Raw genomic sequence first — 15506 nt, 5'->3', positions numbered from 1 at the left:
ACTTCTCGGTCTGTTGAACCTAGGCGTAGGAAGTTGTACCCAAAATTCAGCTAAGGCTTCTAAAAATGAAGCGCTGAGGAGCAAGACAATGAATATGTCAGTTACTTTTCCAAACAGTAAATCGAAACATTTAAACCCAGAACAAACCGCAGAATTTGGTCGCCGTGTTGATGAAATCCGTCGTGAAATCATGGACAGTTTAGGCGAACAAGATGCCAAGTATATTTATAAAATCCGTAATTTTGTCCGTTATAGTGAAATTGCTTCACGTGGTATGTTGATGTTTGGCGGATGGATTCCACCTGTTTGGGTGGTGGGTACGGGATTGCTGGGCATTTCGAAAATCGTGGAGAATATGGAGCTGGGTCATAATGTCATGCATGGTCAATTCGATTGGTTAAATGACCCAAGTTTGAATGGTGCAAACTACGACTGGGATACCATGGCAACAGGTGATGATTGGAAATATACACATAATTATGTGCATCACACCTATACCAATATTGTGGGTAAAGATCATGATGTAGGTTATGGTTTGCTCCGCGTTAGTGAATCGCAAAAATGGGAACCGCGCTTTTTGTTTAACATCCCTTTAGCGATTCAATTGATGGTGTTTTTTGAATGGTATGTTGGCTTACAAAATTTACATTTGGAAGATGCGCTGATCTATAAAACCAAAACCTGGAAACAGGTCTGGGCAGATGCGGCAAAATTTCGTAAAAAAGCCCGCCGTCAAATTTTAAAAGATTATGTGTTTTTTCCTGTGATTGCAGGACCCAATGCTTTACCTGTTTTAGCTGGGAATGCCATTGCCAATGTGATCCGCAGTTTGTGGTCTTCAGCGGTGATCTTTAATGGTCATTTCACTGAAGATGCAGAGACTTTTGAAGCCGATAATGTGGAAAATGAAACCCGTGCTGAGTGGTATTTACGTCAGATTCGTGGTTCTAGTAACTTTACTGGAACAGACTGGTTGCATATTTTGAGTGGGAATTTAAGTCATCAGATTGAGCATCATTTGTTTCCTGATATGCCTGCCAATCGTTATTCAGAAGCTGCCCCAAAAATTAGAGCTTTGTGTGCAGAATATGGCATCCATTATAATGAAGCGAATTTCTTTAAACAGTTCGGTAGTGTGTGGGTACGTTTAGCGAAATGTTCTTTACCTAATCACTGGACCACAAGCATTACTCAATCAGTGCAGAAAGTGAAAGGGATGTTTGCTTAGATTTTATTTTACAAAGCCCTTTTGTGGTGGCGAAAGTCTGAAAGAACCTTGTTGAGAGCGGCAAGGTTCTTTTGTTTAAAATATAAAAACTCAACTTTAAAATTCAGCTTCGGGTCCAATCATGATTGATCTTTTTTAATCAACATCCTTGGTGATTTCCCCGATATTCTTTTAAAAAAGGAGATAAAGGCACTCTCACAGGAAAAACCTAAGTGATGGCTGATCACGGATATTTTTTCATTTTTAGATAATAATTCTATCGCTTTCAGAAAACGCCATTGTTGTCGCCACTGCTGATAATTCAAACCTGTTTCGCGTAAAAATATTCTGCCAATGGTTTTTTCACTGAGCCCAACCAGATTTGCAAACACATTTAAATGCGGTAGGAGCTCAGTACCTAAAAATTTTCTTAATCGACGATCAGTTGGAAATTGTAGAATAACCGATACTGATGGTGCAGTTTCAATTTCATTCAATCCAACATTAAATAAATCCAAAAAAGGTCGTTTGCTCCAGTCCGTATCAAAATCAGCGAAAGCGATTCTCTCCAATATTTCTTTTAATAAAGCACTAACTTGCAAGACTTTGACTTCTTTAGGAAGTGCTGGGTATTGAACGGTATTAATATATACCGAGCGATAGCCAGTCACTTGGCTCATTTCAGCACGATGAGTTGTGTCTGGTGGAATCCATGCGATATGTGCAGGGGGCAGGATACATAGCTGACCAGATAAGGTAATTCTAATACTGCCACTGTTGGTAAATAGCAGTTGTCCCATTTTGTGGGCATGTTCTCCCGAATCATGTCGAGCAATTTCCGAAGCAATACCGATCACATTTAATCCGAGTTGATCGGGATTAAAATCAGCATCCGCTGCTAACCATGCCATTGTTTGTCCGATTTTATAAATAATATGTCTTTTATGATTATATCTCTCAAAATTTGATTTTGTTATTTTTCTCGATGGTTCAATTAAACGTATTCAAAAGAAAATGTTAAAGAAATCTATATTTTATTTACTGGCTGTTTTGATGATGTTTCCCCAAGTTGTTGAGACGATCTACAGCCCAGCACTGCCTCATATTGCACATGGATTCCATATAAGTTCTGAAAAGGCGAGTCAAACGATCTCTTTATATTTCATTGCCTTTGCGCTGGGTATCGTCTTTTGGGGGCAGATGTGTGACATTTTAGGGAGACGAAAATCGATATTGGGTGGATTATTGATTTATGCTATTGCCTCGATTGCTGCGATTTTATGTCGTACTTTTGATGATCTAATCATCGCCAGAATGTTCTCGGCATTTGGCGCTGCTGTGGGTTCCATCGGAACACAAACCATTATTCGAGATACTTTCAAAGGCAAGGAGCTGGTCAAGATTTTTTCCATCATTGGTATTCTGCTTGCGCTTAGTCCAGCTCTAGGTATGGTATTTGGCGCATTCATCACAACATGGTGGGGATATCAAGGTGTATTTCTAGGTTTAGCGCTATTTTCAATCCTGCTTATGTGTTGGTGTGTATTTGAGCTACCTGAGACGCTTGTTAAAAACAATAAAAAAGTTCCTATTCTTCATATTTTTATTGCCATGCTTAAAGATAATGAGATTTGGAAAACCGCATTTTTGGTTGCACTTTTTAATATCAATCTTTTTGCTTACTATCAGTTGTCTCCTTTCTATTTTCAAATATTAGAAGCCTCATCATGGGTGTTTGGATTGAGCGGTCTGTGTTTGACCTTAGGCGCCATTCTTGGCGCATTACTGAATAAATCTTTGCTTAATAAAAACGTAAATCCCCATACTTTGGTGTCCATTGCGGCATTGATTGCGATTTTGGGGAGTGTTTTGATCTGTATCACTCTAGCCATCAAGAGTTGGTTATTTATTTTTCCTGTACTGTTGATCATGGTTGCATATGGACTTGCCATCCCTAATCTTCTTGCGACAGCACTTAAACACTATGCCGAATGTTTAGGTACAGCAGGCGCACTGTTGGGCTTGATGTATTATTTATTATTAGGTGGGGGATTAGTTTTGGTTGGTTGGGGACAAAATTTGGCAGCAGTATTATTGATTTGTAGTGTGGCGACTTTATGCATAAATTTATTTCGGCATCGTGATGTATGAAAACTTTCACATTGATCCAATTATTTTTTAAGATGATGCTCCGTCGCATGCAAGTGGTTTGGACCAATCTGTCAGTCAGCGACGTATACTCAGCAATTTCAAAAACCACCATCTTGTAACAAAACCAACACTAGAGTATCTGTTATACTTAGCCGCATTATTTCTGAATCCAATAAGGACACACTATGCGTATCGACCAACGTGCATTAGATCAATTACGTGAAGTTAAAATTACTCGTAACTACACACGTTATGCGGAAGGTTCTGTATTGGTTGAATTTGGTCATACAAAAGTGCTATGTACTGCAAGTATTGACAATTCAGTACCTCGTTTCTTAAAAGGACAAGGACAAGGTTGGGTAACTGCTGAGTATGGCATGTTGCCACGTTCTACCCATACACGTAGCGACCGTGAAGCTGCTCGCGGTAAGCAATCTGGTCGTACTCAAGAAATTCAACGTTTGATTGGTCGTAGTTTACGCGCAATGGTAGATTTGAAAAAATTGGGTGAAAACACCATTACCATCGACTGCGATGTGATTCAGGCAGATGGTGGTACACGTACTGCTGCAATTACAGGTGCTGCGGTTGCATTAATCGACGCCATGAATGTACTTCTTGAGAAAAAGAAAATTAAGCATGATCCATTAAAAGGTCTCGTTGCTGCGATTTCTGTCGGCATGTATCAAGATGAAGTATTGCTTGATCTTTGTTATGAAGAAGATTCTAACTGTCAAACTGACTTGAATGTGGTGATGACTCAAGCAGGTGAGTTTATTGAAATTCAAGGGACTGCAGAAGAAAAACCATTTACCCGCGCTCAATCCAATGCGATGCTTGAAATGGCTGAAAAAGGTATTCAGGAATTGGTAAAAAAACAACAAGAAGCGCTTGGTTGGTAATTCGAAAATATTGATATATCTTTATAAAGAAACGCATCTTCGGATGCGTTTTTTATTGCATAAAATTGTTTTAAGCTAAGTCGCTTATTTATAAATTAAAACAAATATTTGATATTTATCATTTTTTTAAAAATATTCATCAAACTGCCATAAAAACTTCACTCTAGCGTCATAGCAGTTGTATTGACTATCCCTACCTTTATTTCATGGACAGGACAATGCGAAATTTTTTGCTGATTTTAGTGACCAGTCTGAGTGTCTTACTCAGTGCTTGTAATGATGATAATGAAAGCTCGACGACGAATCCACAGCCACCCGCTGCGTGTAAAGTACATTGCGCACCATAATAAAAAATAAGGAAATAGAGATGAACCGTCGTGATTTTTTAGTCAATTCAACAAAAACAATATTTGGTACAGCCGCTTTAGCCAGCTTTCCAGCCAGCATCCAAAAAGCCTTAGCCATTGACGCCAAAGTCGAAACAGGCACGATTAAAGATGTAAAACATGTCATCATTTTGACGCAAGAAAACCGTTCTTTTGATAATTATTTTGGAACATTAAAAGGTGTTCGTGGGTTTGGTGATCGTTTTACGATTCCGCTATCCGACAACCGTAAGATTTGGGAACAATACGATAAAGATAAGAATAAAATCTTTCCCTATCATTTAGACAGTACTCGCGGTAATGCACAACGTGTTAGTGGTACGCCACACTCATGGACAGATGGACAATTTGCTTGGAACCATGGCCGTATGGGCAATTGGGTACAATATAAGCAACCCCAATCTATGGGATATTACAAACAAAAAGAAGTTGAATTTCAGTTCTCACTTGCCAACGCCTTTACCCTGTGTGATGCATATCATTGTGCAATGCATACAGGAACCAATTCGAATCGTATGTTCTTATGGACAGGTTCAAACGGTCCTAAAGCTGCGGGTGTTGCCAGTGTCGTCAATGACTTAGACAGTATTGGTGCATCAAGCACAGGCTATGATTGGACAACCTATCCTGAGCGCCTACAACAAGCGGGTGTGACGTGGAAAGTTTATCAAAATATGCCAGATAACTTTACCGACAATCCTTTGGCTGGCTTTAAACAATATCGCCGTGCCAATGAGTTATCTGGTAAACCTGTAAACAATGACAGCACGTGTCCTGCTTATGATCCCGCAATTGATGCAGCACAACCGTTGTATAAAGGGATTGCCAATACGATGCCTGATGGTGGATTTCTTGCTTCATTTAAAGATGATATTGCCAAAGGTCAATTACCTCAAGTCAGTTGGATGGTTGCACCTGCGGCCTATAGTGAGCATCCAGGACCATCAAGCCCTGTACAAGGTGCTTGGTATATTCAGGAAGTTTTAAATGCTTTAACGGAAAACCCTGCAATTTGGAGTCAAACGGTTTTATTGGTCAACTTTGATGAAAATGATGGCTTTTTTGACCACGTTCCATCACCAAGCGCACCTTCAAAAGACACTTCAGGTGTGATGCAAGGTAAAACCACCTTGAGTGATGAACAAATCTCATATGAATACGCCACGCATCCTAAAGCTTCAGCAGGGCAACCTAACTTTACTGATCCTAAAGTCAGCAATGGTGTGGGGGTCTATGGTCCAGGAATACGCGTACCCATGTATGTGATCTCTCCGTGGAGTCGTGGTGGTTGGGTAAATTCACAGGTTTTTGATCATTCGTCTGTTATTCGTTTCTTAGAGCAACGTTTTGGCGTGCAAGAACCGAATATTAGTCCATATCGCCGTGCTGTATGTGGTGATTTAACCACAGCTTTTGACTTTAAAAATCCAAATACCACCGCTATTTCGGACTTGATGGGTAAAAAAACCAAGAATGATGCAGATGCAATTCGTAATGCGCAAGCGTTATTGCCGCCAGTTTCCCGCCCTTTAAGTCAGGTCTATCCTGTTCAAGAGTTAGGAACACGATTGTCTCGGGCATTGCCTTATATTTTACATAGTAGTGCGAAAGTTGATGTGGCAACAAAAACGGTGAAGTTAATGTTCTCTAATACCGGAACACATGCCGCAGTTTTCCATGTTTATGACAAATTGAATTTAGACGCAATTCCTCGTCGTTATATGGTTGAAGCAGGCAAGCAATTGGACGATGTATGGAAAGCTTCAAATGGACTATATGATTTATGGGTATTGGGTCCAAATGGCTTCCATCGTGGCTTTGCAGGAGATTTAGTCAAGTCTGCACAAATAGATGCATTGCCAGAAGTGCGTGTATGTGTTGAAGAGTGTGATCCTAAACTCTATTTAAAAGTTCGTAATGACGCTGCGAAAACAGCAAAATTGACCGTGAAAGCCAATGCTTATCTACCCAATAAGACATGGAATATCGAAACGGCTTCTACAGAAAAGGAGTTGAATTGGAATATGTCTGATTTCGGTGGTTGGTATGATTTTACTGTAACAATAGAGGGCGATAGCACCTTTAAACGTCGTTTTGCTGGGCGTATTGAAACGGGTAAAGATTCATTTTCTGACCCTTATATGGGATTTATAGAATCTTAATTTTAAATAGCTGAATTTTTATAATTTAAATAAGGTGCGCTTTGCACCTTATTTTTAGTTGATAGAAGGCCACATCATTTGCGCAAACTTACATGATTAAGATTCCAATCATCTATTTACTTCAATAGATACATAAATCAGCTGAAATCCCTTGTTTCGTATACAGACTCTACAAATCTTTTCATCAACCGATATTTAGAATATTTCAAACTTTAGCAAATGGCAGGCTTATGAAAATACTCATTGTTCTATTCGCAGTGATTACCTTTGTATTGATGGCTGGAGATCCACGCCGTGAAGATTTCGAAAGCAAAGAATTTGACGCAAAAAATAATGAACCGCAACAACATGCTGAACAGCAGCATGATCAAGAAGACTCTGGAGAACCTTCTTAATCATTTGGATAGGACTAGCTTTCAGCTTTTGATTTTAACATCTGATAAGTGAAATTCTTACCATTTAGCACATCCATATTCATGTCTTTATACTGTTGTAGAATCTCTGTTTGATCAAATTCACAAGATTTTTGCGTTTGCGTCCCTGTTTGATGAACAGTGCTATAACAAGAACCCACCTTATTTACAAAAGCATAGTAAGGTGAAAGGGGAATATGCGCAGCTTCTAATACTTTGGGTGCTAAGAAATGTGCCGCTACAAAAGGCCCTTTAAATTGCTTTTGATCAATCGGGAAATTTGCCCAAACTGCAAGTGGTGTTTCAAAGAAGCGAACATCTTTTTTCTCAGCTTTTTCTTGCGCTGATTTAAAGAAGCCATACTCATCGTAAACGCTTTGTAAGTTGGGTAAATGGTCACCAAAGAAAATCACAATTGTTGGGCGATCAAGCTGTTTGACATGCTCAATCAGGGTTTTAAATTTATCGTCAGCACGTTGCATACCCGTTAAATAAGTATTCAGCGCGCGTTTACTGTTCTCACTCACACCATCTTTGGTGATTTTAAAATGGTCTTTACCAAAGCGATCATCACTGTACATTGGATGATTTTCAACACTTATCGCATAGATAAATTGCGGTTTATCCGTATTTTTAAGCTGATTTTCAATGCTGTTATAAATTAAATCATCAGTAGCCCAACCCGCAGCATTAATATATTTAGCACGGTCAGCCATGTTGATCATATTTTCAATTGAAGTAAAACGGTTAAAACCTAGATTTTGATAAACTGCGCTACGGTTATAAAAATATTTGCCGTTGTTATGCATTGCAGTTGTTTCATAACCCAATGTATTTAAATACATCGGTAATGAATAAGTTGGACGTTTTAATTTTGATACATAAGCCAATTCATTATGATTTAAATAGGTATTTAGACTGGTTAATACTTCAAACTCAACGTTAGCAGTTCCTCCACCAAAACTTGGAGACAATAAGCTAGAAACCTGATTTTTACTAATCGTTGGGGTGATGTTAGGTGGAATGCTTTTGTCTAATTTTCTGGCATCCCAATGCGACTCGCTCATCACAAAAACGATATTTGGCAATTGTTTTTGTTGTGACGGATCATCTGATGCTAGATTCGATGTAGATTCTTCATCATGTTCAACCGCCATCGGTTGATAAAAAGCGGCAACTTTTTCTTCAGGGATGACTTGTGTTTGGAAAATTTTATTGTTTAATCCATCTACGGTTTTGGAAAAAAAGAAGGTCGAAAAACCTAAATATTTAATGGTTAAATGATCACCAATCCAGTCACCACGGGTATTGGGTAAATATTTTGCATATTGGCAAAGTGAGTTTTTTGCTGCATTGGCACAAGCTTCACTAAAATTATTTTTAAAATTCGCGGTGATAAAGAAGCCAAGGATAGCAAAAGATAAAATGCTGTTTGTCAGGAGGAGCGGCTTTGTTCCTAATTTCTCTTTTTTATAGAGAAATACAAATAGCCCAATAAACACTGCAATTGCTGCAAAGACTGCAATTTTGAGCATGATTGGAGAGGCGATAAAGGTTTCTTTAAATAATAAAAAATCACTAGGAACCAAACTTGCAGAAAGATATTGCTCTTTCTTGATATTGATAAAGCTCAGTAAAAAAATAATAAATTGACTGAGTAAAATGGTCGCAAAGGTTTTTCTTAAGATTAAATAAAATAAACTAATAAAGGCGTAGTTTAAGAGAATTGAAAAGCCATATTTATACAGACGTGGTTTTAGATAGATGTCACGTAATTGAAAGAAACGCGTGATATCTTCTTGGTATAAGAAAAAAGCAAATACAGATAAAAAAGCGACAAGTAAAAACAAAACTTGTTGTTTCAAAGTCTTCATTGGCCTAATTACAGGAATGTATTGGAAGCCAAAGATTATAGGCTTATTCGGACGACTTTTCTATGTAAAAACTGCTTGTTTTGTAAGCAAAATTAAAACTAATCAATAAAAAATAGCAAACTAAAGCATCAAAGTTGCCCAAAGAATGTAGATATCCTTTGGGCAATTTTTTTACTGGCTTACACGTTGTATCGCTTCATTATAAGTCGCGCTTGGTTTGTATTGATTGGCCAATTGGTAATGTTGCTTAGCTTGGACATAATCTTGATTATTTTCATAGATTTTACCCATATTATAGTGAGAATAAGCTTTGGTATTGTTATTGGTCGCCAAAGCAATGGCTTTTTGATTTGCCCATAAGGCTTCTGAGGAACGATTGAGCTTTTGATAGGCAACGGCAAGATTACTATAGGTCTGGCCAACATTTGGATTGTAGTCGATAGACTGTTGATAGAGCATTGCAGCTTGTTCAATCTGGTTGTTTTGATAGGCTTTATCCGCACTTAAATTAAGTGTCTTGGCTCGTTTTTGCGCATCGGCTGAGACAGGAACGATATTTACCCGAGTTGTTTGATTTTGATAATTTGATACTGTTGAACCCACTTGGCTTGCGTTAACCGTGGTTCCTGAAATACGATTGATGTCTTGAATTTCACCTTCAGGGCTAATGCGGAATACAGTCCATAAATTACCCGTTTGGCCAGTTGGAATATAATAAGAACGAATCAGTGATTCACCTGCATACACCATGACTTTGGCTTGGCTATTGGATAAATTGGTCGTAGTTGGTTGAGTCCGATCAGAAAAGTCATGTACTGAATACACATAATATTGACCTTCTAAACGTTTATCGATAGTGACGGTTTCTGGACCATAAGAGTCGGTGTCATCCACATCCAGATTTGCAGCCAAACCTTGTTTACTGTCCCAATATACATGCTGATTTTTATAACTTAAGTGTGAATCGAGATCTAAAGGGTTTTGCCCCCAATTCAGTACAATTCGCATACTGTTGAGATCTTTGAGTACAGGACTTAAGGCGTAGGTCATACCATCACATGGACATTTTGCAACCAGTGTTGAATAACCTGATTTTTTGATAATCAGTAAATTATCTGAACTGTCTATAGTATTACTATTGACTGCGGCTCGGCCGCTTGTATTGGTAGAACTTGAGGCAGAGCGCTCACCATTTTTTTGCAAAATTACTTCAGCATTGGCAATATTTTGATCTTTGACTGTTGCACTTAACACATGCACATTGACTGTGTCTGCATGGCTCAGGATCGGAATAGATAATGCGAATAGTGATGAATATAAAATATGTTTTTTCATTGTTTATCTCTTTTGTTGGTACACCTAATTTGATTGTTATTTAGAAGATCTTTTGCATAAAATTAGCTGATTATTTATTGACTCATCGTTATATTTTGTAATAAAAAGCAGTATATATATACTGCTTCATGGCTCAAATGATTGAGTGATTAGGCATTAAAACGCATAGATAAATCAATCGCTTTAACATCTTTGGTTAATACACCCATCGAAATATAGTCAACACCTGTTTGTGCAACTTGACTTAAATTCTCAAGGGTTATATTTCCAGAAGCTTCTAATTTACAGCGTCCTGCTACATGTTTAACCGCATCAATCATTTGTTGTTGGCTAAAATTATCTAGCATGACGATATCGGCTTTGGCTTCAAGTGCTTGATTCAGTTCATCCCATGTCTCAACTTCGACTTCAACAGGCTTACCTGGTGCGATTTGATGCGCTTTGGCAATTGCTTGAGCAATACCACCTGCAGCCATGATGTGATTTTCTTTAATTAAAAACGCATCGAATAAACCTAGGCGATGGTTTTGCCCGCCACCTACAGCAACTGCATACTTTTGTGCAATCCGTAAACCCGGCAAAGTTTTGCGTGTATCTAATAATTTGGTTGCTGTACCTTCTAGATATTTTACATATTCAGCCGTTTTGGTTGCGACTGCAGACAGGGTTTGTACAAAGTTTAATGCTGGACGCTCAACAGTCAGTAAACTACGTGCAGAACCTGCCAATTTATAAATGGTTTCATTGGCTTTAACCCAGTCACCATCATTTTTAAGCCAAGTAATTTGTACGCTTGGATCATACGCTTTGATCAGTGCATCGACCCAAGGTTGTCCCGCCAAGACCATATCTTCACGCGAAATGATCGTGGCAGTCGCTTGCTCATCTTCTGGTGTGAGTAGGGCAGTAATATCAGCATCGCCAATATCTTCTTGGAGTGCTTGTTGAATATTAATTTGAATAGATTGTTCAAGCAAAGATTCAGGTATGCTCATGGATATCCCTATTTTAGTCACCCTTAAAAACTGAGCGATATATTAGCACTGTCATTGCAAGTTTGAAGAAGTTTTTATTTTATACAGATAAGAGTACACTAAAATATTGAAAATCAGCTTTATTGAAAATAGAAAAATTCTGTAGGAATAAGATATGCAATCTGCACCACAGTTTCAGGTCGTGAATGGTCAATTGATTGGCGCAAGACAAGTCCCATCACCCAACTATAATCAACGTCCTGAAAATACAGAGATTCAGCTGATTGTGATTCACAATATTAGTTTGCCGCCATCACAGTTTGGTGGTGGTTATATTGAACAGTTTTTTCAAAATCAACTAGATTGGTCAGTCCATCCTTATTTTCAAACCATCGAGGGTATGCAGGTTTCTGCACATTTATTGATTTTAAGAACTGGTGAAATTATCCAATTTGTTAATTTTAATGATCGGGCTTGGCATGCTGGACGTTCAGCTTATCTGGGTAAAGTTGAGTGTAATGACTATTCAATTGGGATTGAGCTTGAAGGAAGTGATGATACCGATTTTGAAGCGATCCAATATCAACAATTGGTTGATGTGGTTGCCGCTTTGCAACGCGCTTATCCAAAAACAGATCATCATTTAACAGGACATTCTGATATTGCATCAGGACGTAAAACTGATCCTGGACCACATTTTCAATGGCAGCAGTTTAGAGAAGGTTTGAATCAGAAAAAAATTAAGATAGAACAACTGAAGTAAATAAGCGTCTGTTTATGATTTAACAACGCAATTTTAAGAATATTTAATTACAATAGCGACTTTATTTTAACTAGGTGAATACGATGGCGCTGTGGCGATCCACCTTTATTGTCAGTGCAATGACCATGTTGTCAAGAGTCTTGGGCTTAGTCAGAGATATGGTTTTGCTCAATGTGTTTGGGGCAGGTAAGGATTTTGACACCTTTGTGGTTGCTTTTCGTATTCCCAATTTTTTCAGGCGTTTATTTGCAGAAGGGGCTTTTTCGCAAGCCTTTATTCCCGTACTCACCGAATATAAAACTACAAAACTGCATGCGGAAGTACAGATTCTCATTAGTCGTGTGTTTGGCTGCCTGTTAATGGTGATGTCACTGTTAACCTTGATCAGTATGATCATTGCACCTGTGATCTTGTATGTCTATGCACCCGGTTTTCATAACGACCCCGCAAAATTTGATTTGGCTGTAGATATGTTTCGTTTAACGATTCCCTATCTGATGTTTATGTCGTTGACTGCATTTGCCAGCAGTATTTTGAACAGTTATGGATCTTTTGCTTCGCCAGCGTTTTCGCCTGTCTTACTCAACGTGGCAATGATTGCTGGTGCTTGGTGGTTAGCCCCGCATATGGCTCAACCAATCATGGCTTTAGGATGGGCTGTGGTTGCGGCAGGGGTTTTACAACTTGCGATTCAAATCCCTGAATTATGGAATAAAAAATTACTGATTCCACCTAAAGTTGATTTTAAACATGAGGGTGTAGATCGAATTCTAAAACTGATGTTGCCCGCTTTATTTGGTGTATCAGTCACTCAAATTAACTTATTACTAAATACAATCTGGGCATCATTTATGCAAGATGGTTCGGTGTCATGGTTATATAGTGCAGAACGTATGACCGAGTTGCCACTTGGATTGATTGGTGTTGCCATTGGTACGGTGATCCTTCCGTCTCTTTCCGTGAGTAAAGCAGAACAAGATCAGGCCAAGTTCCGTAGAATGTTGGATTGGGCTGCACGCGTGATTGTCTTGGTGGGTGTGCCAGCCAGCATTGCTTTGTTCATGTTATCTACGCCAATCATTCAAGCACTTTTCCAGCATGGTGCTTTTGATGCACGTGATACGCAAATGACCGCTATGGCACTGCAATGTATGAGTGGTGGTGTACTGGCATTTATGTTGATTAAAGTCTTTGCACCAGGTTTTTATGCAATTCAGGACACCAAAACGCCTGTACGTGTTGGCTTAATGGCTGTTGCAGCCAATGCGATTTTAAACATTATCTTTATTGGTATTTTTAAATTGATTGATTGGCAAGCTGAGCATATGGCCTTAGCCATTGCTTCTTCAGGCTCAGCCTTGGTCAATGCAGGGATGTTATATTTTTATTTACATAAGAAAAATATTTTCCGTTTTGGTGCGCATTGGAAAAAATTATTCGTTCAATTTGCTATTGCCAATATCGTGATGATTGGCGCGCTATGGTTTGCTTTAAATTGGTATGACGGTACGGCTTCGCAATGGCTTCGAATTCTTGAAGTTGTCGGGTTATGTTTGGTGGGTATTGTGGCTTATGGTATTGCACTGCTTGCTGCAGGATTTAGACCAAGACATTTAAAGCACTAAAATTAAGACCAATCAATAGAATATAAATGAGATAGCTTTTACTTTGAGCATCATTCAATCATAAGTGATGTATCTAGTGCATGGTGACAAGGATGTCGCCATAGCGTGTGGGATAGAATTTAAATTCTAAATATAGATACAGTACTGTAAGTTTGACCAAGGGATGAATTTACGTCTATGAAATACGATAAGATTTTTTATTAGAGCATAAAAAACATCGCAATTGAGCGATGCTTTTTATTTTCAAAGCTATTTTACCCTGAAACTAAGGTAAAACTTTTAATAGTTCTACATCAAAGATTAATGTACTGTTTGGACCAATTGCATCACCCGCACCAATCTCGCCGTAGGCAAGTTTTGCTGGAATAAAGAAACGATATTTCGCGCCTTCTTTCATCAGTTGCAAACCTTCTGTCCAACCTTGAATCACTTGGCTAACTTGAAATTCTACCGCTTCATTTCGTGCAAAAGAACTGTCGAATACAGTCCCATCAAGTAAACGACCTTCATAGTTTACAGAGACTTTAGATTTTGCAGAGGGCGATTTTCCAGTGCCTTGTTGTAAAACACTATACTGCAAACCACTTGGGCGAGTAATCACACCTGCTTTCTTCGCATTTTCTACAAGAAAGGCTTCACCTTGTTTGGCATTTATATCTGCAGCTTGCTTAAACTCAAGCATTTGTTTTGCTTCAGTTTGCTGTTTATATTGTGCAAGGGCTTTTGCCATTTCTTCATCAGTTAAGCTTGCTTTCTGACCGGTAGAACCTTCTTTGATGCCTTGGATAAAGGCATTTAAATTAATTTGTTTTAAGGTATCGGCATTGGTACGTCCCATGACATAACCGTAGCTATAACCCAGTTGATCTTGTTGGGAGCTTTTATTGTTAATCGGTGCTGAGAAAGTTGCAGTACTCAGCAGACTAAGACTAAGCACAATAAGTGTTTTTTTCATAATCAAAATCCAAAAAAGGAGAGTAAATCTCTCCTTTTCTTAAATGTTATTTCACTTTAACAAGTTCAACATCGAAAATTAAAGTGCTGTTTGGAGGAATCGTGCCAGGAACACCTTGTTCACCATAAGCCAATTTTGCAGGGATATATAAGGTTGCTTTACCGCCTTCTTTCATGAGTTGTAAACCTTCAGTCCAACCCGGAATCACTTGATTTAAAGGAAACTCAACTGGTTGACCACGATCATATGAACTGTCGAATACTTTGCCATCTAACAACTGACCTTTGTAATGTACAGTGACCATAGAGGTAGCAGCAGGTTGTTTACCTGTACCTTCTTTGGTGATTTTATATTGCAATCCTGAAGCCGTTGTTTTAACACCTTCTTTTTTCGCATTTTCAGCTAAGAATGAGTCATTTGATGAGGCTGTTTCTTTGCTTTGTTGCAATTGCTTTTGTTGCATTTCTTTTTGGAAGTCAACATACGCAGCTTGTAATTCTTCATCTGTATAGGCACGTTGTTTTTTAGCATGCCCATCACGAATACCACTGATAAATGTATTCACATCGACTTCAGGTGGGGTTTGGCTCGCAACTTCATAGCCAAGTGCATAACTAATTTTTTCTACAGGTTTAGCATTTTTTGACATTGAGTGACTGTTTACATCAGCAGGATGTTGAGATGCATAATAAACAGGTACAAGTGCAGCACCACCTAAGATTACAGCAATTGCGATGGGTAAGGCTTTACTCATAAAAA

General features: G+C 38.5%; 14 protein-coding genes. 8 read left to right on the top strand and 6 right to left on the bottom strand.

Features of this window, described 5'->3' with window-relative positions:
- Positions 1 to 88 precede the first annotated feature (88 nt).
- Entirely contained in the window at positions 89 to 1228 is a 1140-nt protein-coding gene (locus AS4_RS21230; protein WP_096735424.1) for a fatty acid desaturase family protein, read from the top strand.
- A gap of 119 nt (positions 1229 to 1347) precedes the next feature.
- Here AS4_RS21230 and AS4_RS21225 read toward each other — a convergent pair whose 3' ends face one another.
- A complete protein-coding gene (locus tag AS4_RS21225; RefSeq protein ID WP_096735423.1) occupies positions 1348 to 2118 on the bottom strand; it encodes an AraC family transcriptional regulator in 771 nt (256 codons plus the stop codon).
- A gap of 103 nt (positions 2119 to 2221) precedes the next feature.
- On the opposite strand from AS4_RS21225, the gene AS4_RS21220 reads away from it, so the two are divergent.
- From AS4_RS21220 to AS4_RS21855, 5 genes are all read left to right on the top strand, one after another.
- Positions 2222 to 3358: a Bcr/CflA family efflux MFS transporter gene (locus AS4_RS21220; protein WP_096735422.1), complete on the top strand. Its 1137-nt coding sequence runs from the start codon at positions 2222 to 2224 to the stop codon at positions 3356 to 3358.
- Between the two features lie 185 nt (positions 3359 to 3543).
- Positions 3544 to 4260: a ribonuclease PH gene (gene rph, locus AS4_RS21215; protein WP_004723527.1), complete on the top strand. Its 717-nt coding sequence runs from the start codon at positions 3544 to 3546 to the stop codon at positions 4258 to 4260.
- Between the two features lie 218 nt (positions 4261 to 4478).
- Complete coding sequence (locus tag AS4_RS22140) at positions 4479 to 4607, top strand: hypothetical protein (protein ID WP_262087376.1); 129 nt, start codon at positions 4479 to 4481, stop codon at positions 4605 to 4607.
- 20 nt (positions 4608 to 4627) lie between these two features.
- Positions 4628 to 6808: a phosphocholine-specific phospholipase C gene (locus AS4_RS21210; RefSeq protein ID WP_096735421.1), complete on the top strand. Its 2181-nt coding sequence runs from the start codon at positions 4628 to 4630 to the stop codon at positions 6806 to 6808.
- 230 nt (positions 6809 to 7038) lie between these two features.
- Positions 7039 to 7203: an ABZJ_00068 family colistin stress protein gene (locus AS4_RS21855; RefSeq protein ID WP_004723523.1), complete on the top strand. Its 165-nt coding sequence runs from the start codon at positions 7039 to 7041 to the stop codon at positions 7201 to 7203.
- Between the two features lie 14 nt (positions 7204 to 7217).
- Here AS4_RS21855 and AS4_RS21205 read toward each other — a convergent pair whose 3' ends face one another.
- From AS4_RS21205 to nadC, 3 genes are all read right to left on the bottom strand, one after another.
- The gene (locus AS4_RS21205; RefSeq protein ID WP_096735420.1) at positions 7218 to 9095 is read right to left on the bottom strand and encodes an LTA synthase family protein; all 1878 of its coding nucleotides are present in this window, start codon (positions 9093 to 9095) and stop codon (positions 7218 to 7220) included.
- 171 nt (positions 9096 to 9266) lie between these two features.
- The gene (locus AS4_RS21200; protein WP_096735419.1) at positions 9267 to 10430 is read right to left on the bottom strand and encodes a tetratricopeptide repeat protein; all 1164 of its coding nucleotides are present in this window, start codon (positions 10428 to 10430) and stop codon (positions 9267 to 9269) included.
- Positions 10431 to 10579: 149 nt separating this feature from the next.
- Entirely contained in the window at positions 10580 to 11425 is an 846-nt protein-coding gene (gene nadC / locus AS4_RS21195; protein WP_096735418.1) for a carboxylating nicotinate-nucleotide diphosphorylase, read from the bottom strand.
- A gap of 154 nt (positions 11426 to 11579) precedes the next feature.
- Here nadC and ampD point away from each other — a divergent pair, with 154 nt between their 5' ends.
- Both ampD and murJ read left to right on the top strand, forming a co-directional pair.
- Positions 11580 to 12167, top strand: a complete 588-nt coding sequence (gene ampD, locus AS4_RS21190; protein WP_096735417.1) for a 1,6-anhydro-N-acetylmuramyl-L-alanine amidase AmpD — start codon at positions 11580 to 11582, stop codon at positions 12165 to 12167.
- Positions 12168 to 12241: 74 nt separating this feature from the next.
- Positions 12242 to 13792 (top strand): murein biosynthesis integral membrane protein MurJ, encoded by a 1551-nt coding sequence (gene murJ / locus AS4_RS21185; RefSeq protein WP_171066920.1) that lies wholly within the window; start codon positions 12242 to 12244, stop codon positions 13790 to 13792.
- Between the two features lie 265 nt (positions 13793 to 14057).
- Here murJ and AS4_RS21180 read toward each other — a convergent pair whose 3' ends face one another.
- Positions 14058 to 14747: an FKBP-type peptidyl-prolyl cis-trans isomerase gene (locus AS4_RS21180; protein WP_096735416.1), complete on the bottom strand. Its 690-nt coding sequence runs from the start codon at positions 14745 to 14747 to the stop codon at positions 14058 to 14060.
- Positions 14748 to 14793: 46 nt separating this feature from the next.
- Positions 14794 to 15501, bottom strand: a complete 708-nt coding sequence (locus tag AS4_RS21175; RefSeq protein WP_096735415.1) for an FKBP-type peptidyl-prolyl cis-trans isomerase — start codon at positions 15499 to 15501, stop codon at positions 14794 to 14796.
- Positions 15502 to 15506: the final 5 nt, after the last annotated feature.

The sequence above is a fragment of the Acinetobacter guillouiae genome, assembly GCF_002370525.2.
In the GTDB taxonomy this organism is placed as follows: Bacteria; Pseudomonadota; Gammaproteobacteria; order Pseudomonadales; family Moraxellaceae; genus Acinetobacter; species Acinetobacter guillouiae.
The sequence above is the reverse complement of the archived record's forward strand: the minus strand, read 5'-3'. Positions and strand labels throughout refer to the sequence as shown.